Annotated in this window: 20 protein-coding genes; 11 read left to right on the top strand and 9 right to left on the bottom strand. The window is 60.6% G+C overall.

What is annotated here, in order from left to right:
- Window positions 1-41: 41 nt before the first annotated feature.
- Window positions 42-1,622 (top strand): phospholipase D family protein, encoded by a 1,581-nt coding sequence (locus tag QRN50_RS03850; protein ID WP_096127220.1) that lies wholly within the window; start codon window positions 42-44, stop codon window positions 1,620-1,622.
- On the opposite strand, the gene QRN50_RS03845 is transcribed toward QRN50_RS03850, so the two are convergent.
- Together QRN50_RS03845 and QRN50_RS03840 are read right to left on the bottom strand one after the other, a co-directional pair.
- Window positions 1,619-2,767, bottom strand: a complete 1,149-nt coding sequence (locus tag QRN50_RS03845) for an MFS transporter (protein ID WP_058822803.1) — start codon at window positions 2,765-2,767, stop codon at window positions 1,619-1,621. The two genes, QRN50_RS03850 and QRN50_RS03845, sit on opposite strands and share 4 nt — an antisense overlap.
- A gap of 248 nt (window positions 2,768-3,015) precedes the next feature.
- Window positions 3,016-4,509 (bottom strand): aldehyde dehydrogenase, encoded by a 1,494-nt coding sequence (locus tag QRN50_RS03840; protein WP_024652150.1) that lies wholly within the window; start codon window positions 4,507-4,509, stop codon window positions 3,016-3,018.
- Window positions 4,510-4,749: 240 nt separating this feature from the next.
- On the opposite strand from QRN50_RS03840, the gene QRN50_RS03835 reads away from it, so the two are divergent.
- On the top strand, window positions 4,750-5,118 hold the full coding sequence (locus QRN50_RS03835) for a cupin domain-containing protein (RefSeq protein WP_060409703.1): 369 nt from the start codon (window positions 4,750-4,752) through the stop codon (window positions 5,116-5,118).
- A gap of 81 nt (window positions 5,119-5,199) precedes the next feature.
- Here QRN50_RS03835 and rpmG read toward each other — a convergent pair whose 3' ends face one another.
- Both rpmG and rpmB read right to left on the bottom strand, forming a co-directional pair.
- Window positions 5,200-5,355 (bottom strand): 50S ribosomal protein L33, encoded by a 156-nt coding sequence (gene rpmG, locus QRN50_RS03830; RefSeq protein WP_002551515.1) that lies wholly within the window; start codon window positions 5,353-5,355, stop codon window positions 5,200-5,202.
- Window positions 5,356-5,366: 11 nt separating this feature from the next.
- Window positions 5,367-5,600: a 50S ribosomal protein L28 gene (gene rpmB, locus QRN50_RS03825; protein ID WP_002551514.1), complete on the bottom strand. Its 234-nt coding sequence runs from the start codon at window positions 5,598-5,600 to the stop codon at window positions 5,367-5,369.
- Window positions 5,601-5,964: 364 nt separating this feature from the next.
- Here rpmB and QRN50_RS03820 point away from each other — a divergent pair, with 364 nt between their 5' ends.
- Window positions 5,965-7,551, top strand: coding sequence for an ABC transporter substrate-binding protein (locus QRN50_RS03820; protein ID WP_032657067.1), 1,587 nt, complete (start codon window positions 5,965-5,967; stop codon window positions 7,549-7,551).
- A gap of 146 nt (window positions 7,552-7,697) precedes the next feature.
- Here QRN50_RS03820 and radC read toward each other — a convergent pair whose 3' ends face one another.
- The gene (gene radC / locus QRN50_RS03815) at window positions 7,698-8,372 is read right to left on the bottom strand and encodes a RadC family protein (RefSeq protein ID WP_003403975.1); all 675 of its coding nucleotides are present in this window, start codon (window positions 8,370-8,372) and stop codon (window positions 7,698-7,700) included.
- A gap of 135 nt (window positions 8,373-8,507) precedes the next feature.
- Here radC and coaBC point away from each other — a divergent pair, with 135 nt between their 5' ends.
- Genes coaBC through argB form a run of 4 tightly spaced genes read left to right on the top strand, consistent with a single transcriptional unit; the run spans window position 8,508 to window position 13,749 of the window.
- On the top strand, window positions 8,508-9,716 hold the full coding sequence (coaBC, locus tag QRN50_RS03810) for a bifunctional phosphopantothenoylcysteine decarboxylase/phosphopantothenate--cysteine ligase CoaBC (RefSeq protein WP_003414013.1): 1,209 nt from the start codon (window positions 8,508-8,510) through the stop codon (window positions 9,714-9,716).
- A 6-nt stretch (window positions 9,717-9,722) separates the two neighbouring features.
- Complete coding sequence (gene dut / locus QRN50_RS03805) at window positions 9,723-10,178, top strand: dUTP diphosphatase (protein WP_024661267.1); 456 nt, start codon at window positions 9,723-9,725, stop codon at window positions 10,176-10,178.
- Window positions 10,179-10,229: 51 nt separating this feature from the next.
- The gene (locus QRN50_RS25695) at window positions 10,230-12,815 is read left to right on the top strand and encodes a phosphomannomutase/phosphoglucomutase (protein WP_192873905.1); all 2,586 of its coding nucleotides are present in this window, start codon (window positions 10,230-10,232) and stop codon (window positions 12,813-12,815) included.
- A 28-nt stretch (window positions 12,816-12,843) separates the two neighbouring features.
- A complete protein-coding gene (gene argB / locus QRN50_RS03795; RefSeq protein ID WP_002551508.1) occupies window positions 12,844-13,749 on the top strand; it encodes an acetylglutamate kinase in 906 nt (301 codons plus the stop codon).
- A 550-nt stretch (window positions 13,750-14,299) separates the two neighbouring features.
- Here argB and QRN50_RS03790 read toward each other — a convergent pair.
- Both QRN50_RS03790 and pyrE read right to left on the bottom strand, forming a co-directional pair.
- The gene (locus tag QRN50_RS03790) at window positions 14,300-14,857 is read right to left on the bottom strand and encodes a DUF4124 domain-containing protein (RefSeq protein WP_374954513.1); all 558 of its coding nucleotides are present in this window, start codon (window positions 14,855-14,857) and stop codon (window positions 14,300-14,302) included.
- A gap of 85 nt (window positions 14,858-14,942) precedes the next feature.
- On the bottom strand, window positions 14,943-15,584 hold the full coding sequence (pyrE, locus tag QRN50_RS03785) for an orotate phosphoribosyltransferase (RefSeq protein WP_003403990.1): 642 nt from the start codon (window positions 15,582-15,584) through the stop codon (window positions 14,943-14,945).
- An 82-nt stretch (window positions 15,585-15,666) separates the two neighbouring features.
- Between pyrE and crc the strand changes: the two genes are divergently transcribed.
- Window positions 15,667-16,446 (top strand): catabolite repression control protein Crc, encoded by a 780-nt coding sequence (gene crc, locus QRN50_RS03780; RefSeq protein WP_002551505.1) that lies wholly within the window; start codon window positions 15,667-15,669, stop codon window positions 16,444-16,446.
- A 69-nt stretch (window positions 16,447-16,515) separates the two neighbouring features.
- Here crc and QRN50_RS03775 read toward each other — a convergent pair whose 3' ends face one another.
- On the bottom strand, window positions 16,516-16,884 hold the full coding sequence (locus QRN50_RS03775) for a DUF4870 domain-containing protein (RefSeq protein WP_024652647.1): 369 nt from the start codon (window positions 16,882-16,884) through the stop codon (window positions 16,516-16,518).
- Window positions 16,885-16,905: 21 nt separating this feature from the next.
- Window positions 16,906-17,628, bottom strand: a complete 723-nt coding sequence (rph, locus tag QRN50_RS03770) for a ribonuclease PH (protein ID WP_003313989.1) — start codon at window positions 17,626-17,628, stop codon at window positions 16,906-16,908.
- A 312-nt stretch (window positions 17,629-17,940) separates the two neighbouring features.
- Between rph and QRN50_RS03765 the strand changes: the two genes are divergently transcribed.
- From QRN50_RS03765 to rpoZ, 3 genes are all read left to right on the top strand, one after another.
- Entirely contained in the window at window positions 17,941-18,804 is an 864-nt protein-coding gene (locus QRN50_RS03765) for a YicC/YloC family endoribonuclease (protein ID WP_003344441.1), read from the top strand.
- 13 nt (window positions 18,805-18,817) lie between these two features.
- Entirely contained in the window at window positions 18,818-19,462 is a 645-nt protein-coding gene (gene gmk / locus QRN50_RS03760) for a guanylate kinase (RefSeq protein WP_003392601.1), read from the top strand.
- Window positions 19,463-19,609: 147 nt separating this feature from the next.
- Window positions 19,610-19,873: a DNA-directed RNA polymerase subunit omega gene (gene rpoZ / locus QRN50_RS03755; protein ID WP_003320174.1), complete on the top strand. Its 264-nt coding sequence runs from the start codon at window positions 19,610-19,612 to the stop codon at window positions 19,871-19,873.
- The last annotated feature ends 33 nt before the right edge of the window (window positions 19,874-19,906 follow it).

Raw genomic sequence — 19,906 nt, 5'->3', positions numbered from 1 at the left:
ATATCGCCAAGTCGAGCCATGTCCAGACGCGGAAGATCAATTTGAATAACTCATGGGCCTTGCCCTTTTGCTTGCTGGTTGCGTTGTGCGTCAGCGGTTGCGCGCATCAACAGGTCACCAGTGAGCCAAGCCAGGCCATGCCGTCTTCAGGTTCCGCGTTCGGCCGTTCGATCCAGGCCATGGCCGTGCCGCATGAGGGACGTTCTGGCTTCCGCCTGCTGCCTGACAGCAGTGACGCGTTCAAGGCTCGCGCCGAACTGATCCGCAACGCCAAAAGCAGCCTTGATCTGCAGTATTACATCGTCCACGACGGCCTGAGTACGCGCGCCCTGATCGACGAACTGCTCAAGGCGGCTGACCGTGGCGTTCGTGTGCGCATCCTGCTGGACGACACCACCAGCGACGGTCTGGATCAGGCCATCGCCACCCTCGCCGCTCACCCAAACATCCAGATTCGCCTGTTCAATCCGCAAAACCTGGGGCGCGAGACCGGCATCACCCGCAGCCTCGGGCGCCTGATGAACCTGTCGCGCCAGCACCGGCGCATGCACAACAAGCTGTGGCTGGCCGACAGCAGTGTGGCCATCGTCGGCGGGCGCAACCTGGGCGATGAATACTTCGATGCCGAGCCGAACCTGAACTTCACCGATATCGATATGCTCAGCGTAGGACCGGTGGCCGAGCAGCTCGGCCACAGCTTCGACCAGTACTGGAACAGCACGCTCAGCAAGCCCATCGATGAGTTCATGTACTTCCTGCCCGACGGCGAGGATCTGGCCGAGGCCCGGCGCAAGCTGGACGATTCTCTGGAGCAGGCGCACCAGCAACATAAGGCGCTGTATGAGCGACTGATGGCCTACAAGACCCAGCCGCGCATGAAAACCTGGCTCAACGAGCTGGTCTGGGCATACAACCAGGCGCTGTGGGACGCACCGACCAAGGTACTGGCGCAGGGCGAGCCTGACCCGCACCTGCTGCTGACCACGCAACTGGCGCCTGAACTGCTGAACACTCACAAGGAACTGATGCTGATCTCGGCCTACTTTGTACCGGGCCCGGAAGGCTTGCTGTACCTCACCGGCCGCGCCGATGCCGGCGTCAATGTCAGCCTGCTGACCAATTCCCTGGAAGCCACCGACGTTCCTGCCGTACATGGCGGCTACGCACCGTACCGCAAGGCACTGCTGGAGCATGGCGTGAAGCTGTTCGAGCTGCGCCGACAGCCTGGCGATACCGAGACGATGCGCGGCAGCGGCCCGCATCTGTTCAAGAAAAGCCATTCCCTGGTCAGTTCCGAATCAAGCTTGCACAGCAAGGCGATGATCTTTGATCGGCAGAAGGTCTTTGTCGGCTCATTCAACTTCGACCCGCGCTCTGTGCTGTGGAATACCGAAGTCGGCGTGCTGGTCGACAGCCCGCAACTGGCTGAAGAATTGCGCGAACTGACCTTGCAGGGCATGGCCCCGTCGCTCACCTATGAAGCGCGGCTGGAGGACGGCAAAGTGGTGTGGGTGACCGAAGACAACGGCCAGATCCACACTCTGCATACCGAACCGGGCGACTGGTGGCGGCGTTTCAACGCGTGGATGAGCCGCGCCATCGGCCTGGAAAGAATGCTTTAAGCGGGCACAGCCTGGGCATCGCCGAACGCGCCACGTCGCCGGATCAGTATCAGCAGGCCCAGAGCCCCAGCAGCCATCATCAACGGCAAGGCCTCGCCACTGACCCACTGGCTGCCCGCGCCGGCTATCAACGGGCCGAGCAGACAGCCGATGCCCCACAGTTGCGCCACATGTGCGTTGGCGCGGACCAGCGAATCATCGCGATAGCGTTCGCCGATCAGAATCAGCGACAGGGTAAACAGCCCGCCGGCACTGGCACCGAAGACGGTCCACAGTGGCCAGATCAGAACGGTGTCGATCAGCAATGGCACCAGCAGGCTCGACGCCAGTAGCAAGGCGGCGCAGCCGGTGAACATCGCGCGACGTGAAATGCGGTCGGCGAGCATGCCGATCGGCAGTTGCAGCAGCGCATCACCCACCACCACAACGCTGACCATGATCAGGGCGATTTCCGGGGTGAAGCCGTGGCGTATGCAGTAAAGCGGCAACAGGGTGAGGATCAGCGCTTCGAACGCAGCAAACAGGGCGACCGCCCAGGCGATCGCAGGCATGCCGCGACAGAAGCCGGACAGATCGGCAAACGTCACGTTGCAGGATTCGGTCGACGGCGCGCCGGTACGCCCCAGCAGCAGAAACGGTGAGCCGACCAGCAGCGCTACGCCAATCCAGAAACCATAGTCGGCCTGGGTGCCGATCACGCCCAGCAGCAGCGGACCTGCCAGTTGACTCAATGCGTAGGTGCTGCCATACAGCGCCACCAGACGCCCGCGCAGGCGCTCGATGACCAGCTGATTGATCCAGCTTTCACCCAGCACGAAGACGATGGTCAGAATCACCCCTAGCGTCAGGCGCAAGACCAGCCAGATCCAGTAATACGGCAGCAGCGCCAGCGCGCCGACCGAAACCGCCCCGGCCCATAAGCACAGGCGCATCAGATTGGCAGTGCCGAAGCGCGCCGCCAGACGACTGGCCAGCGCCGCGCCGAGCAGCACACCCACCGCCGGCATCGCCGCCATGATGCCAATGGCAAACGAGCCATAGCCCCAGCCTGCCAGCCGCAATGAAACCAGCGGCATGCTGACGCCCATTGCCAGACCGACACCCAGCACGGACGCCAGCACAGCAAAATAAGTACCCCAACGCATTTCCACGCTCCTGCCCGGCGCCACGCTACGCGCTCATCGCCTTGTACAAATCCTGTGTGGCGCGATGATCAATCTTGAGATGACCATCATGCCAATGCTCCGCGTTGGCATGCATCCCGTGACGCTCCGCGTCACACATCAGTGCCGCTACGCACATCCAAGCCAGGACGCGGGCGTGGGGGCGATGATCTTGAGACCCCATCATGCCAATGCTCCGAGGGCAGAGCATGGGCGCGATAGGCAAATGACTACAGCTTGATCCAGGTCGACTTCAGCTCGGTGTATTTGTCGAACGCATGCAGCGACTTGTCACGACCGTTGCCCGACTGCTTGAAGCCGCCGAACGGTGCGGTCATGTCGCCGCCGTCGTACTGGTTGACCCATACGCTGCCTGCGCGCAAAGCCTTGGCGGTCAGGTGCGCCTTGGAGATGTTCGCGGTCCATACGGCAGCCGCCAGGCCATACTGCGTGTCGTTGGCGATCTGGATCGCCTCTTCGGCAGTATCGAACGTCAGCACCGAAAGCACCGGGCCGAAGATTTCTTCCTGAGCGATTCTCATCGCATTGTTCACACCATCGAAAATGGTCGGCTCGACATAGGTGCCGCCGGTCTCTTGCAGAATGCGCTTGCCGCCCGCAACCAGCTTGGCGCCATCGGTATGGCCCGCTTCGATATAAGACAACACGGTATTCATCTGCTGGGTATCAACCAGCGCGCCCACGGTGGTCGCAGGGTCCAGCGGGTTGCCGGGCTTCCAGGCGCTCAGCGCCTCGATGACCATCGGCAGGAAGCGATCCTTGATGGAGCGCTCGACCAGCAGGCGCGAACCGGCGGTACACACTTCGCCCTGGTTGAAGGCAATCGCGCTGGCGGCTGCGCTGGCGGCGGCCTGCAGATCAGGCGCGTCGGCAAAGACGATATTCGGGCTCTTGCCGCCGGCTTCCAGCCAGACACGCTTCATGTTCGATTCGCCCGCATAGATCATCAGTTGCTTGGCGATCTTGGTCGAGCCGGTGAACACCACAGTGTCCACATCCATATGCAGGGCAAGTGCCTTGCCGACGGTGTGGCCATAACCAGGCAGTACGCTGAGCACGCCCGCAGGAATACCAGCCTCAATGGCCAGTTGTGCGATACGAATGGCCGTCAGCGGAGATTTTTCCGAGGGCTTGAGGATGACCGAGTTGCCGGTGGACAGGGCAGGACCCAGCTTCCAGCAGGCCATCATCAGCGGAAAATTCCACGGTACGATAGCGGCGACGACACCCACCGGCTCGCGTGTTACCAGGCCCAGTTGGTCATGAGGCGTTGCCGCGACTTCGTCATACAGCTTGTCGATGGCCTCGCCGCTCCAGCTCAGGGCTCTGGCGGCACCAGGGATGTCGACACCGAACGAGTCGCCAATCGGCTTGCCCATGTCCAGCGTCTCAAGCAGCGCCAGCTCTTCGGCATTGTGTTTGAGCAGCTCGGCGAAGCGGATCATCGTTTCCTTGCGCTTGGCCGGAGCCAGTCGCGACCAGGCACCGGAGTTGAAGGCGCTGCGCGCGCTGCCGACGGCGCGTTGCGCGTCAGCGGCATCGCAACTGGCGACCTTGGCAAGCAACCGGCCATCGACCGGGCTGATGCAGTCAAACGTCTCGCCGGAGGAGGCTGCGGTGTATTCACCTTGAATGAAGGCACGGCCTTCGATCTTCAAATTCCGGGCGCGTTGCTCCCAGTCAGCACGAGTCAGGGTGGTCATTTGCATGTCCTCCTCTTGTTGAATGTGGGTGTGTCATGGTTGATTGAAGACACAATCTGAAATTTTTCAGGACGGCCGTTACCCTAAACCAGCGGCCCGACAAAACCAATATATTTGACATAAATAGCCGCTACGGTGCTTTTATGTTGATTTTATTAAACAGCTCCGTACGCGCGCCGAGGCACTAACGCACTGCACGCACGTCAAACCTTCAACGCATTCAGGACAAAGGGGCCCATCATGAGCATCGAAAGCATCGTCGACTTCAGTGAAGCCAGCACCGCCGCCGAGCACTATCGCCCTGCACCGGAAAAGGTCTTCAAGGGCGATCCGGCACAAACCCTCTACAACCACTACAACAGCCCCTGCGGACAGATGAGCGCGGGCGTCTGGAATGGCGAGCCCGGGCAGTGGCAGGTAAATTATTCGGAGCATGAGTATTGCGAGATTGTGCAGGGTGTTTCAGTCCTGCGCGACGAGCAGGGCCACGCGAAAACCCTGCGCGCAGGTGACCGCTTCGTGATCCCGGCAGGCTTCAAGGGTACTTGGGAGGTGCTGGAAACATGCCGCAAGATTTATGTGGTGTTTGAGGAGGCTGCAGATAAATAAATACCGCCCTGGCAGCGACGCCAGGAGCGCAGGCACAAAAAAACCCGCCAGAGCGGGTTTTTTTGCAGCCGACAGAATCAATTACTTGATTTTGCCTTCTTTGTAGATCACGTGCTTGCGTACAACCGGATCGAATTTTTTGATTTCGATTTTATCCGGGGTAGTACGTTTGTTCTTGTCGGTGGTGTAGAAATGGCCTGTACCAGCGCTCGACACCAAACGGATCAATTCACGCATGATTTTCTCCCTTAAATTTTGCCGTCGCGACGCAGTTCAGCGAGCACAACTTCAATGCCACGCTTGTCGATGATACGCATGCCTTTAGCAGATACGCGCAGACGAACAAAACGCTTCTCGCCTTCAACCCAGAAGCGGTGATGCTGCAGGTTTGGCAGGAAACGACGACGGGTTTTGTTGTTTGCGTGGGAAATGTTATTCCCAGTCACCGGACCCTTACCGGTAACTTGACATACTCTCGACATGCCTCAGCCCTCTAAAACCACATGCCCAACCCGGCATGGGTTGGCCGCTTAATCTCTCAGTCATTTGGCGCCAGGCGCCGCGTTTCTTTAAGGGTCTTACCGGCTACACCTACAGTGAAGGAACCGGGCCCCTAGAAAAGAGCGCTGCTTTATACCAGAAAGCCTTGGGCACAACAACAGGCAAAGCACTTTGACCCGAATGATCACGCCTCGCGCAGCGGTATGCTCAAGCACTGCGGGGGCACAGGCAAATCGACCGCTCGTCGCTCCATGACGATTGTTCTGCGCCAGTACATGGTCTAGGGTTAGTCCCTCACCAGACTGCGCCGGCAGATGGGGCCCTTTCTGAACAGGAAATAACGCCATGCGCCTAGCTGCACTCCCTTTTTTACTCGTTCCACTCCTGCTTCCCGTCGCTGCCCAGGCATCGAACCTTGTGGTCTGCACCGAAGCCAGCCCCGAGGGCTTCGACGTTGTACAGTACAACTCGCTGACCACCACCAACGCATCGGCCGACGTGCTGATGAACCGCCTTGTAGACTTCGATGCCAAGAGCGGCAAGCTGGTGCCGAGCCTGGCAGATAGCTGGACCGTGTCCAAAGACGGCCTGACGTACGACTTCAAGCTGCACCCCGGAGTGAAATTCCACACCACCGACTATTTCAAGCCGACTCGCGAGCTGAGCGCGGATGACGTGCTGTTCAGCTTCCAGCGCATGCTCGACCCGCAGAACCCGTGGCACAAGATCGCCCAGAGCGGCTTCCCGCATGCGCAGTCCATGCAGCTGCCCGCGTTGATCAAGAGCATCGAAGCGCCTGATGCACACACCGTGCGCTTCACGCTCAACCATGCGGACTCGACCTTCCTGGCCACGCTGAGCATGGGTTTCGCTTCCATCTATTCAGCCGAATATACTGCGCAGCTGTTGAAAGCGGGCACGCCGGAGAAACTCAACAGCCAGCCGATCGGCACCGGGCCGTTCGTGTTCAAGCGCTTCCAGAAAGATGCCGTGGTGCGCTATGAGGCGTTCGACGATTACTTCGCCGGCAAATCTGATATCGACACATTGGTGTACGCCATCACCCCGGACGCCAATGTGCGCCTGCAGAAAATCCGTCAGGACGAATGCCAGATAGCGCTCTCGCCCAAGCCCCTGGATATTCAGGCAGCCAGCAAGGACGACTCGCTCAAGGTCGAGAAAACTGAAGCGTTCATGACCGCGTTTGTCGCGATCAACAGCCAGCACCCGCCGTTCGACAAGCCGGAAGTTCGCCAGGCCATCAATCTGGCGTTCGACAGGGACAATTACCTGAAAGCCGTGTTCGAAGGCACCGCTGAAAAGGCCAACGGCCCTTACCCGCCCAACACCTGGAGTTACGCCAAGGACCTGCCCGGCTATCAGCACGATGTTGCCAAGGCCAAGGCGCTGCTGGCCAAGGCCGGTGTGAAAGAGGGTTTGAAGACCACCATCTGGACGCGACCTTCCGGGAGTCTGCTGAATCCGAATCCGAGCCTGGGTGCTCAATTGCTGCAGGCTGATTTGAAACAGGTCGGCATCGATGCCGAGATCAAGATCATTGAGTGGGGCGAGCTGATTCGCCGCGCCAAGGCTGGCGAGCATGACCTGCTGTTCATGGGCTGGGCGGGCGACAATGGCGACCCGGATAACTTCCTGACCCCGCAGTTCTCGTGTGCGGCCGTGCAATCGGGCACCAACTTCGCCCGCTATTGCGACAAGACACTGGACAAGCTGATCGCAGACGGTAAATCCGTCAGCGGCCAGGCCGAGCGCAGCAAGCTGTATCACCAGGCCCAGCAGCAGATTCAACAGCAGGCACTGTGGATCCCCCTCGCCCACCCGACAGCCGCTACGCTGGTGCGCAAGGACGTCACTGGCTATCAGGTCAGCCCGTTCGGCAGGCAGGATTTCTACAAGGTGCAGGTCAAGTAAGTCGCCAGACTGACCTCGGCCTCTCTGTGTGATGGCGTGCCAATGCCTGCTGCATTGGCACGCCCCGTCTGAAGACCGGACGCAGAGCGTGAGAACGATAATCCGAGTCGCGCCCATCGCTCTGCGTCAGCTCTTCGCACAGCTCGCTACATCAACCCGCGCTCCACCATCGACAGTGGCTCGCCGTCCCCCACGATCACGTGGTCAAGCACATGAACGTCCACCAGCAGCAGTGCTTCCTTGAGGCGCTTGGTAAGGTCGATGTCGGAACGGCTGGGCGTGGTGATACCGGAAGGATGGTTGTGACAGAGGATCAGGCTGGCAGCGTTGTGCGCCATCGCGCGTTTCACCACCTGGCGCGGGTGTACATAAGACGCGTTGATCGTCCCGCGAAACAATATCTCGAAGGTCATGACCCGGTGCTTGTTATCGAGAAACAGGCAGCCGAAGACTTCGTGCGGCTCATGCCGCAGCAGGGCCTTGAGATAGCTGCGAACCTGGGTCGGGTTTTCCAGCGCTGATTCACGGCGCAGGGACTCGGCCATGTGCCGACGCGCCATTTCCATCACGGCCTGCAACTGAGCGAACTTGGCAGGCCCGAGCCCCAGTTGCGAGGTGAATGCCGACAGATCCGCATCCAGTAACGGTCTGAGCCCGTCAAATTGATTCAGCAGATGACGCGCAAGGTCTACAGCGCTTTTTCCGGCCACGCCGGTGCGTAAAAAGATAGCCAGCAACTCGGCGTCGGAAAGGCTCGCCGCCCCCAACTCCAACAAGCGTTCCCGGGGGCGTTCAGCCGCGGGCCAACTGCGAATACTCATAGCACCTCCATGTGATTGGGCACCGCTGTTCCGGTGCGGTCGCTGTGCTATCTTAGCCCATCTTTTTTGCACGACGATCTGGCCTGGGGAGGCGTCATGGCCGTCGTGTGTTCACTCGACCAAAAAGGCAGGTCTATGCAGCGGCTGTATCGAAAACGCATCGTTCTTGGCGTCGGCGGCGGCATCGCGGCCTACAAGAGCGCTGAACTGGTCCGCCGCCTGCGCGATCAGGGCGCTGAAGTGCGTGTGGTCATGACCCGGGGCGGGGCCGAGTTCATCACCCCGCTGACCATGCAGGCGCTCTCCGGGCACCCTGTGCACCTGGACCTTCTCGATCCGGCTGCCGAGGCCGCGATGGGCCATATCGAACTGGCCAAATGGGCCGACCTGATCCTCATCGCACCGGCCACCGCCGACCTCATCGCGCGCCTGGCGCAAGGCATCGCCAACGACCTGCTGACCACCATCGTGCTGGCCACCGACGCGACCGTCGCCATCGCCCCGGCGATGAACCAGGCGATGTGGCGTGACGCCTCCGTGCAGGCCAATACCCGCCTGCTCGAAGAGCGCGATTTTCGTGTGTTCGGGCCGGCGTCCGGCAGTCAGGCGTGTGGCGACGTCGGCTTCGGGCGCATGCTGGAGGCCGACGACCTGGCCCAGTGCGCGGCCGACTGCTTCCAGCGCCTGACCCTGACCGGCAAGCATGTGCTGATCACCGCAGGCCCGACCCAGGAAAACATCGACCCGGTGCGCTACATCACCAACCACAGCTCCGGAAAAATGGGCTTTGCCCTGGCCGAAGCGGCGGTGGAAGCCGGCGCCCGCGTCACGCTGATCACCGGCCCGGTCAACCTGCCTACGCCTGATCGCGTCTCGCGCATCGACGTGGTCAGCGCCCGCGACATGCTGGCAGCGTGCGAGGCGGCCATCCCCTGCGACCTGTTCATCGCCTCGGCAGCCGTGGCCGACTACCGCCCGGAAGTCGTTGCCCCGCACAAATTGAAGAAAGATCCTTCGAACGGTGACGGCTTGCTGCTGCAGATGGTGCGCAATCCGGATATTCTGGCGACCATCGCAACCCGCCCGGATCGCCCCTTCAGTGTCGGCTTTGCCGCCGAGACCGAACACCTGCTCGACTACGCTGCCCGCAAGCTCAAGGACAAGAACCTCGACCTGATTGTCGCCAACGATGTCGCGAACCCGAGCATCGGCTTCAATAGTGAGGAAAACGCCTGCAGCGTGATTGACCGAGGGTTGCACGCAACGCTTTTCGCCCAGACCAGCAAGGCCAAGATCGCTCGCCAGCTGGTCACTTTTATCGCCGACCGCATGAATCAGGTTTAACTACGAATGCACGCTCTACAAGCCAAGATCCTCGACCCTCGCATTGGCAACGAATTTCCGCTACCGGCCTACGCCACTACCGGCTCGGCTGGCCTGGACCTGCGCGCCATGCTCAAGGAAGACACGGTCCTCGAGCCCGGCCAGACCCTGCTGATCCCTACCGGCCTGTCGATTTACATTGGCGATCCGGGTCTTGCCGCGCTGATCCTGCCGCGCTCCGGCCTGGGCCACAAACACGGCATCGTGCTGGGCAATCTGGTAGGCCTGATCGACTCCGATTACCAGGGCGAACTGATGGTCTCCTGCTGGAACCGCGGCCACACGGCTTTCAACATCGCCGTCGGCGAGCGCATCGCCCAATTGGTCCTGGTGCCGGTCGTACAGGCGCACTTCGAGCTGGTTGAAGCGTTCGACGAAAGTCAGCGTGGCGCTGGCGGCTTCGGTCATTCCGGCAGTCATTGATCGCCATTCGGCACATAATCCGGGTTCGGAACAAGGCTCAGGGAGAGGTCGGTGAAAGGTAGTCAGCACAGCGCTTCACAGCACGCCATACCCACCGACAACTCGCCTCCGGCTGCGAGCCTCACAGGCCTCGCGCCCGGCCTGGTGCCTGCCGCCATCGGCCTGCTCATCGCTGCGGCGCTGGTCTGGATGGCTCTGGCCACCGGCCCGCAGCAACAGGACCAGCTGGTTCAGGCCTGGGGCGGCAGTCAGGCGGCAGCGGTGGGTCTGGCACTGCGCCAGATCAACGCGGACACCCAGTCAGCAGCATCCGGTGCGGCGCTTGTGCAGACATTGCAAAGCAATGATGCCGCTGCCCTGCTGGCCGCTCAGGATCGATTCACCCGTTGGGACGGCCTCGCAGGCGCTCGGCTTTACCCCAAGGGGCTGGCCGATGTGGATACGCAAGGCGCACTGCCCGTCAGTTTCGCCACCCTGGATATGCTCAACAAGGCCGCACAAGGTGAGGCCGTCGCCCCGGAGGCGCGCAAGGTCGGCGAGCGCTGGTTGATCTACAGCGCCGCGCCGGTGCGTGCCGCTGCCAGTCAGCCGGTGGTGGGTACGCTGCTGCTGGCCTTCGACCTGCAGCGCTTGCTCAATGCCTTGCCGGCGCTGCCTGCCGACGCCGGGCAAGTGGTGCTCAGCCAGCAATTCGGCAGCGGACCTGCTCAGGTGTTCCTGCAACGCGGTCAGGCCGAGGAAGGCAAAGCCCAGGCTTTCGATACCGGTTATCCTGGCTGGAAACTCGAGTTCACGCCCGGCCCCGGGCTGAAAACCTCACCGTCCGTGATGCTTCTGCTGCTGGCACTGATTATCGCTGCAGCGGGCGTGCTGCTTGGCTTGCACCGTAACGAACGGGCCCTGCAGAAGCGTATTTGCGCCGACGCACGGCAACTGGATCAGCTGCTCCAAGAACTCTCACGCGGAAAAGCCGTCAAACCCTTCGGTTTGAGCCTCCCGGCCCTTAGTGGTCTGGCTCAGGCCCTTGCTCGTGTCTCGCTTCGTAGTCAGCCTCAGGCAGCGCCTGTCCTGGCGGCGGGCGAGCAGCGCGATGCAGATATTGCCAAAGGCAGTGCTTCGTCCACCGTGGCTGCATCACGCACCGACTGGACCGATCCGCTGTTTCAAGATACCGATATCCTTGATATCGACCTTCTCGACGAAAACCAGGACTTCCTGAGATCGGAGCATAACCTCGCTATGAACAGCCCAGCATCCGTGGCACCCAACCTTCCCGAGACTATTTTCCGTGCCTACGACATCCGTGGCGTGGTCGGGGACACCCTCAACGCTGAAACGGCTTACTGGATCGGCCGCGCCATCGGCTCCGAAAGCCTGGCGCAGAACGAACCCAACGTCAGCGTTGGCCGCGACGGTCGCCTTTCCGGTCCTGAACTGGTACAGCAACTGATTCAAGGTCTGCACGACAGCGGCTGCCACGTCAGCGATGTAGGCCTGGTGCCAACGCCTGCGCTGTATTACGCAGCCAACGTGCTGGCCGGCAAGACCGGCGTCATGCTGACCGGCAGCCATAACCCGAAGGACTACAACGGCTTCAAGATCGTCATCGCCGGCGATACCCTCGCCAACGAGCAGATCCAGGCGCTGCACGAGCGCATCAAGACCAACAACCTGACGTCGCAGAAAGGCAGCATCACCCAGGTCGACATCCTTGAGCGCTACTTCCAGCAGATCAAGAATGACATCGTCATGGCGCGCAAACTGAAGGTCGTGGTCGACTGCGGTAACGGCGCGGCAGGCGTGATCGCTCCGCAGCTGATCGAAGCGCTGGGCTGTGAAGTGATTTCCCTGTTCGCGGAAGTGGATGGCAACTTCCCCAACCATCACCCGGATCCGGGCAAGCTGGAAAACCTGCAGGACCTGATTGCCAAGGTCAAGGAAACCGGTGCCGATCTGGGCCTGGCCTTCGACGGTGACGGCGACCGTGTCGGTGTCGTGACCAACGCAGGCAACGTGGTGTACCCGGACCGCCTGTTGATGCTGTTCGCGCTGGACGTGCTCAAGCGCAATCCGGGTGCCGACATCATTTTCGACGTCAAATGCACACGCCGCCTGACTCCGCTGATCAGCGAGCATGGCGGCCGTCCGGTGATGTGGAAAACCGGTCACTCGCTGATCAAGAAAGAAATGAAGAAAAGCGGTGCGCTGCTGGCAGGCGAAATGAGCGGCCACATCTTCTTCAAGGAACGCTGGTTCGGTTTCGACGACGGTATCTACAGCGCAGCACGCCTGCTGGAGATCCTCAGCCAGGAGTCGGCCAACGCCGAAGACCTGTTCGAGACCTTCCCGAACGATATTTCGACGCCTGAAATCAACATCAAGGTGACGGATGTCACCAAGTTCAGCATCATCAAGGCCCTTGAAACGGATGCGCAGTGGGGCGACGCCAAACTGACCACCATCGACGGTGTCCGTGTGGACTATCCGAAGGGCTGGGGTCTGGTTCGCGCGTCCAATACCACGCCGGTACTGGTGCTGCGTTTCGAAGCCGAGACCGAGGCCGAATTGCAGCGTATCAAGGACGTGTTCCACGCAGAACTGAAGAAAGTTGCGCCGGACCTCGACCTGCCATTTTGATTGTTTTTCCTTTTGACTGGAGCCCTGAATGACCCTCGAACGCGATGCCGCCTCTAATGTAGCCAAGGTCCTTTCCGAAGCGCTGCCTTACATTCGCCGCTTTGTCGGCAAGACGCTGGTTATCAAGTACGGCGGCAACGCCATGGAGAGCGAAGAGCTGAAAACCGGCTTTGCGCGCGACATCGTGCTGATGAAAGCGGTGGGCATCAACCCGGTAGTGGTTCACGGCGGCGGGCCGCAGATCGGCGATCTGCTCAAGCGCCTGTCCATCGAGAGCCACTTCATCGACGGCATGCGTGTAACCGATGCACAAACCATGGATGTCGTGGAGATGGTACTGGGCGGCCAGGTCAACAAGGACATCGTCAACCTGATCAACCGTCATGGCGGCAGCGCGATCGGTCTGACCGGCAAGGACGCGGAGCTGATTCGTGCGAAGAAGCTCACCGTCACGCGCCAGACGCCGGAAATGACCAAGCCCGAAATCATCGACATCGGTCAGGTCGGTGAAGTGGTCGGGGTCAACACCGGGCTGCTCAACATGCTGGTCAAAGGCGATTTCATTCCGGTCATCGCGCCTATCGGCGTGGGCCCGGACGGCGAGTCGTACAACATCAACGCCGACCTGGTAGCAGGCAAGGTTGCCGAAGCCCTCAAGGCCGAGAAGCTGATTCTGCTGACCAACATCGCCGGCCTTATGAACAAGCAGGGCGAAGTCCTGACCGGCCTGACCACCGAGCAGGTCGACGGCCTGATCGCCGACGGCACCATCTACGGCGGCATGCTGCCGAAGATTCGTTGCGCGCTGGAAGCGGTTCAGGGCGGCGTCAACAGCTCGCACATCATCGACGGTCGAGTGCCCAACGCGGTCCTGCTGGAGATCTTCACCGACAGCGGTGTAGGTACCCAGATCACCAACCGCAAGCGGCACTGACTCAGGCGTAACACCCAAAGGCCCCGTGAGCTGACACTCACGGGGCCTTTTTTGTTGGCTGATGATTGAGAACAGCTCCGCGTGGGCATGCCGTTCTGGAAGCTCTGCGTCCTGTCCTGAATATGTGGCTCGGCGCAGATCTGTGACGCAGAGCGTCAAGACAGGCATTCCCACGCTGGAGCGTGAGGAACGATCGGTGTCTGGCGGCGGCCCCTTTCGCGAACAAGTTCGCTCCTACGGCCTTCGGCCAGAATCAAAAACAGACCCGGGCATGACGATAGTGTCCGACCAAACTTCGCGTGGGTATGCCGTTCTGGACGCTCTGCGTCCTGCCCTGAATGTGTGGCGCGGCGCAGATCTGTGACGCGGAGCGTCACGACAGGCATTCCCACGCTGGAGCGTGAGGAACGATCGGTGTCTGGCGGCGGCCCCTTTCGCGAACAAGTTCGCTCCTACGGCCTTCGGCCAGAATCAAAAACAGACCCGGGCATGACGATAGTGTCCGACCAAACTTCGCGCGGGCACGCCGCTCTGGACGCTCTGCGTCCTGTCATTGAGTCAGCCGCTGGACGCGGGCGCGGTCCACGGCGAAGTCTGCTTCGGCCTTTACGCGTGCGGCCTGATACCCGGCGATATCGGCTTGCAGTTTCTGCTGCTGATCGCGCAAGTCGTTCAGTTGATCGACAAGCGCCTGCTGAACCGGACGTCCTGCACGCTCAAGGTCGGCGGCCTGGCCCTGCAGACTGCGCTGCTGCGCCGCCAGCCCCTGAATGTTGCCCTGGGCAACGCCAACCAGCGCGTCCAGCTCGGCCAGTTTGCGGGCCTTCATGCGATCCACTTCAGCGACGCTGCTGTACAGGCTCAGCAGTTGCGCATCGGCGGCGGCCTGGCGTTTGTCCGCTTCGGACTGACGAATCTGCTCGGCCGTAGGCGCAGGCGGTACAACCTGAACCACCCGGCCACGACTGTTGAGCACTTCATAACCTTTGGCAACGTAGTCGGGCGGCACGCCTTGCGTGTCGATCACCGTCACCCCGCGGCTATCGACATAGCGATAAAGCAGTGGCTCAGGTGCGTCTGCGGCCTGAGCGAACATGGGCACAAGCATGACGACAGCCAGCAAGGCCCGCGAAGCGCTCAGCGTGCCTGAAACCGAAAACCGTGCCCTGCTGCCGACTGCCATAGGCACGTCCTCAGATTCCGAATTGCGCGCGATAGGCTTCGACGGCAGGCAGATGCTGCTTGAGCTGCGGGTCGTCGGCCAGGAACTCGAGCACCTGATTCAGCGACACGATACTCACCACCGGAATCCCGAAGTCACGTTCGACTTCCTGAATCGCCGACAGCTCGCCATTGCCGCGCTCCTGACGATTGAGCGCGATCAGCACGCCCGCAGCTGTCGCGTCCTGGTCCTTGATGATCTGCATGACTTCACGGATCGCGGTGCCCGCAGTGATCACGTCGTCGATAATCAGCACATTCCCCGCCAGCGGCGAGCCCACCAGACTGCCGCCCTCGCCGTGCGCCTTGGCTTCCTTGCGGTTGAAACACCACGGCAGATCACGGTCATGATGCTCGGCCAGCGCCACGGCAGTGGCCGATGCGAGCGGAATGCCCTTGTAGGCCGGACCGAACAGAACGTCGAAGGCAATACCGCTTTCAACCACGGCGGCTGCGTAGAAACGCCCCAGTTGTGCCAGTGCGGAACCGGTGTTGAACAGCCCCGCATTGAAGAAGTACGGGCTGGTGCGCCCGGACTTGAGAGTGAACTCACCGAAGCGCAGAACACCGCGATCGATGGCAAAACGAATGAAATCGCGTTGATACGCCTGCATGAAAAAAGCTCCGAATACCACGGATTTAGCTAATTAGGTAGAGCTCGGGTATCATACACGCACGTGATTTTTGGGGCCATTTATGCGGATCATCAGTGTGAACGTAAATGGCATTCAGGCTGCGGTCGAGCGTGGTTTGCTCAGCTGGCTGCAAGCTCAGAATGCCGACGTCATCTGCTTACAGGACACCCGCGCCTCCACCTTTGAACTGGACGATCCAGCCTTTCAGCTGGATGGTTACTTCCTCTATGCCTGCGAAGCCGAGGTTCCCGCTCAGGGTGGTGTGGCGCTGTATTCGCGGTTGCAGCCGAAGGCGGTAATCAGCGGCCTCGGCTTCGAGACAGCCGACCGCTACGGGCGCTACCTGCAAGCAGATTTCGACAAGGTCAGTATCGCTACCCTGCTCTTTCCGTCGGGGATGAATGGCGATGAAGACCTGAATCAGAAATTCAAGCTCATGGACGATTTCGGCAAGTACATGGACAAGCAGCGCCGCAAGCGTCGCGAATACATCTACTGCGGATCGCTCTATGTGGCGCAGCAGAAGCTCGATATCAAGAACTGGCGCGACAGCCAGCAGTCGCCCGGCTTCCTCGCGCCCGAACGCGCCTGGATGGACGAAATCGTCGGCACCATGGGCTACGTCGATGCCCTGCGTGAAGTCAGCCGTGAAGGTGATCAGTACAGCTGGTGGCCGGATAACGAACAGGCCGAGATGCTGAACCTGGGTTGGCGCTTCGATTATCAGATCCTGACCCCTGGCCTGCGCCGCTTCGTGCGCAGCGCCCGTCTGCCACGCCAGCCGCGCTTCTCGCAGCACGCGCCGTTGATCGTGGATTACGACTGGACCCTGACTATCTGATAGCCAGGCAAGGCAGCGAACACGAAAAAGCCGACTTGAAGTCGGCTTTTTGCGTTGCCTGAAGTGATGCTACTTGATCAGGCGCAAGGTGAACGGATAGCGATAATTGACGCCGTCATTGGCTTTTATCCCGGCAATGATCGCCAGCACTGCGGCACCGATGCCCACCAGCGTCAGTAACGCAAAGCCGATGATCAGCACCACCAGCAGCATGCTGACGGTGGCCGCGATGGCGACTGTGATCTGAAAATTCAGCGCTTCCTTGCCTTGCGCGTCGATAAACGGATCGGAGTCTTTCTTCAACTGCCAGATAATCAGCGGGCCCAGCAGATTGCCGAACGGAAACATCAGTCCGGCAAACGCCGACAAGTGACAGAACATCGCCCACTGGCGAGCGCTTTGCGGCGGTTTGCTGAACGGTTGCAAGCTGTCACTCATTATCGGACCCCCTTCTGGGTATCAGTCGGCCAACGCGGCGCGCTGCAATTCAAACAATTCGGTCATGCCTTTCTGCGCCAGCGCGAGCATCGCGTTCAGCTCTTCCGGCTGGAATGGCGCGCCTTCGGCGGTGCCCTGAACTTCAATGAAACCGCCTGCACTGGTCATGACCACGTTCAGGTCGGTCTCGGCAGCCGAGTCTTCGAGGTAGTCCAGGTCGAGCACCGGCTCGCCCTGATACATGCCGACCGAAACGGCCGCGATCATCTGCTTGAGCGGGTCGCCGCCTTTCAGGCCGCCACGCTTCTTGATCACCTTCAGCGCATCAGCCAGGGCCACCATCGCACCGGTAATAGAAGCCGTACGAGTGCCACCGTCAGCCTGAATGACATCGCAATCGACGTACAGGGTGACGTCGCCCAGCTTGGACATGTCCAGCGCAGCGCGCAGTGAACGACCGATCAGGCGCTGGATTTCGAGTGTACGACCACCCTGCTTGCCACGGCTGGCTTCGCGCTGGTTACGCTCGCCGGTAGCACGTGGCAGCATGCCGTATTCGGCAGTCAGCCAACCCTGGCCCTGGCCTTTGAGAAAGCGTGGTACGCCGTTTTCGACGCTGACGGTGCAAATCACCTTGGTATCACCAAACTCGACCAGTACAGAACCCTCGGCGTGTTTGGTGTAGTTGCGGGTGATGCGGATCGAGCGGAGCTGATCGGCGGCGCGACCACTTGGACGTTTCATCTGGGATACCTGTACTGAGACGGAAAACTACTGAGCATTATAGAGGCCACAGCTGCCGCTGGGCATCTCTAAAAGCCGTCAATGCCGATCCCGCGCAACCAGAAGGCCCTGGATCAAGGCTTTCGACGCGCAGATGTGGGGTAAAACAACGCCTTGCGTCACCTGTCACACTGTCGGATTGGGAGCCTGCGCCGCACTGCGCTACAATCCTGCGCCTCTACAGCCAGCCGGCTTTCACGACGCCCATGACCGCCATTTCTGCGCGTTCATGAACCGAACCACGCTTTGAAAGCGAACCAAGAGGTATTTCCCATGGTGCACAGCATGACTGCCTTTGCCCGAGTAGAGCGGGCCGGTGCCCAGGGCACACTGAGCTGGGAACTGCGCTCGGTCAACCACCGCTATCTTGAGCCACACCTGCGCCTGCCGGAGTCGTTCCGCGATCTGGAAGGCGCGATTCGCGAAGCGCTGCGTCAGGGCCTGTCGCGCGGCAAGGTCGAATGCACACTGCGCTTTGTCGAGGAAACCGCCGGCAAGCCGCTGCAGGTGGATCTTGAACGCGCAGGCCAATTGATCGCCGCAGCCGAGTCGGTTGCCGGCTTGATCAAACAGCCTGCTGCCTTGAATCCGCTCGAGGTGCTCGCCTGGCCGGGCGTGCTGGTCGCCGATGCCAACGATCCGCAGGTGTTGAACACCGAGGCCCTGAAACTGTTCAATGATGCGCTGACCGAATTGAAAAGCGGGCGCGGGCGCGAAGGCGCAGACCTGGCGCGGCTGCTCGACGAGCGTCTGTCCTCCATCGTCGAAGAAGTCGCCACCTTGCGCACGCTGGTGCCACAGATGCTCGCAACCCAGCGGCAGAAGGTGCTGGATCGCTTTGCCGACATGAAAGCCGAGCTCGACCCTCAGCGTCTGGAGCAGGAAATGGTTCTGCTGGCACAGAAAAGCGATGTCGCCGAAGAACTGGACCGCCTCAGCACCCACGTCACCGAAGTGCGTCGCGTACTCAAGGCTGGCGGCCAGGCAGGACGCCGTCTTGATTTCCTGATGCAAGAGCTTAACCGCGAAGCGAATACACTGGGCTCCAAGGCCTTTGACCCACGCAGCACGCAGGCTGCCGTCAACCTCAAAGTGTTGATCGAGCAGATGCGTGAGCAAGTGCAGAATATTGAGTAAGGCTAAACCTGACATGACCCATATCACTGGCACCCTGTACATCATTTCCGCTCCGTCCGGCGCGGGCAAGACCAGTCTGGTCAAGGCGCTGATGGACGCTCAGCAAGAGCCTCAGCACGGCGCGCAGGCAAAGATTCGCGTCTCTGTCTCGCACACCACGCGCGCCATGCGCCCCGGCGAAGTGGACGGTGTGAACTACAACTTCGTCGATCGTGCCACGTTCCTGAGCATGATCGAGCACGGCGACTTTCTCGAGCAGGCCGAGGTCTTCGGCAACCTGTATGGCACGTCGCAGAGCCACTTGCAGCAGACGCTGGACGAAGGCCACGACCTGATTCTGGAAATCGACTGGCAGGGTGCGCGCCAGGTTCGTGCGCAGATGCCGCAGGCCCGCTCCATCTTCATTTTGCCGCCGACCCAGCAGGCCTTGCGCCAGCGCCTGACCAATCGCGGCCAGGACAGTGACGAGATCATCGAAGCCCGCATGCGTGAAGCCGTCAGCGAAATGAGCCACTACAGCGAGTATGAGTACGTCGTGGTCAATGACGACTTTGCCGGCGCGCTGGAAGACCTCAAGGCGATTTTCCGCGCCAATCGCCTCACTCAACAGCATCAGCAAGAGCAATACAGCGAACTTTTTCAGGAGTTGCTGGCCTGATCGAACCGTTTCCAGACATCAGGCAACAGGTTAAAAGCATGCCGTTGGTGGCATGCCGCTTGATGACTGGTGCTGTACGCTTGTAAACTACCGAGTCCGCTCGCCCATCCGGGCATCGCGCATCCGCATTTGCTACGAGGAATACCCATGGCCCGCGTAACCGTTGAAGACTGCCTAGAACACGTGGATAACCGCTTTGAGCTGGTCATGCTCTCTACCAAGCGTGCCCGTCAACTGGCAACCGGCGGCAAAGAACCAAAGCTGGCCTGGGAAAACGACAAGCCTACCGTCATGGCCCTGCGTGAAATCGCAGCTGGCGTGATGGATTACTCTGTAATCGCAGAAGCTGAAATCGTTGAAGATGAGCCATTGTTCGCAGCGTTCGAGGACGAGTCCAACGAGGCCGTCTAAGCCTATGCCAGGTCGACGTAGTACGGCGCAGGG

The organism is Pseudomonas sp. MEJ108 (genome assembly GCF_030208985.1).
Taxonomy (GTDB): domain Bacteria; phylum Pseudomonadota; class Gammaproteobacteria; order Pseudomonadales; family Pseudomonadaceae; genus Aquipseudomonas; species Aquipseudomonas fragariae.
The sequence above is the reverse complement of the archived record's forward strand: the minus strand, read 5'-3'. Positions and strand labels throughout refer to the sequence as shown.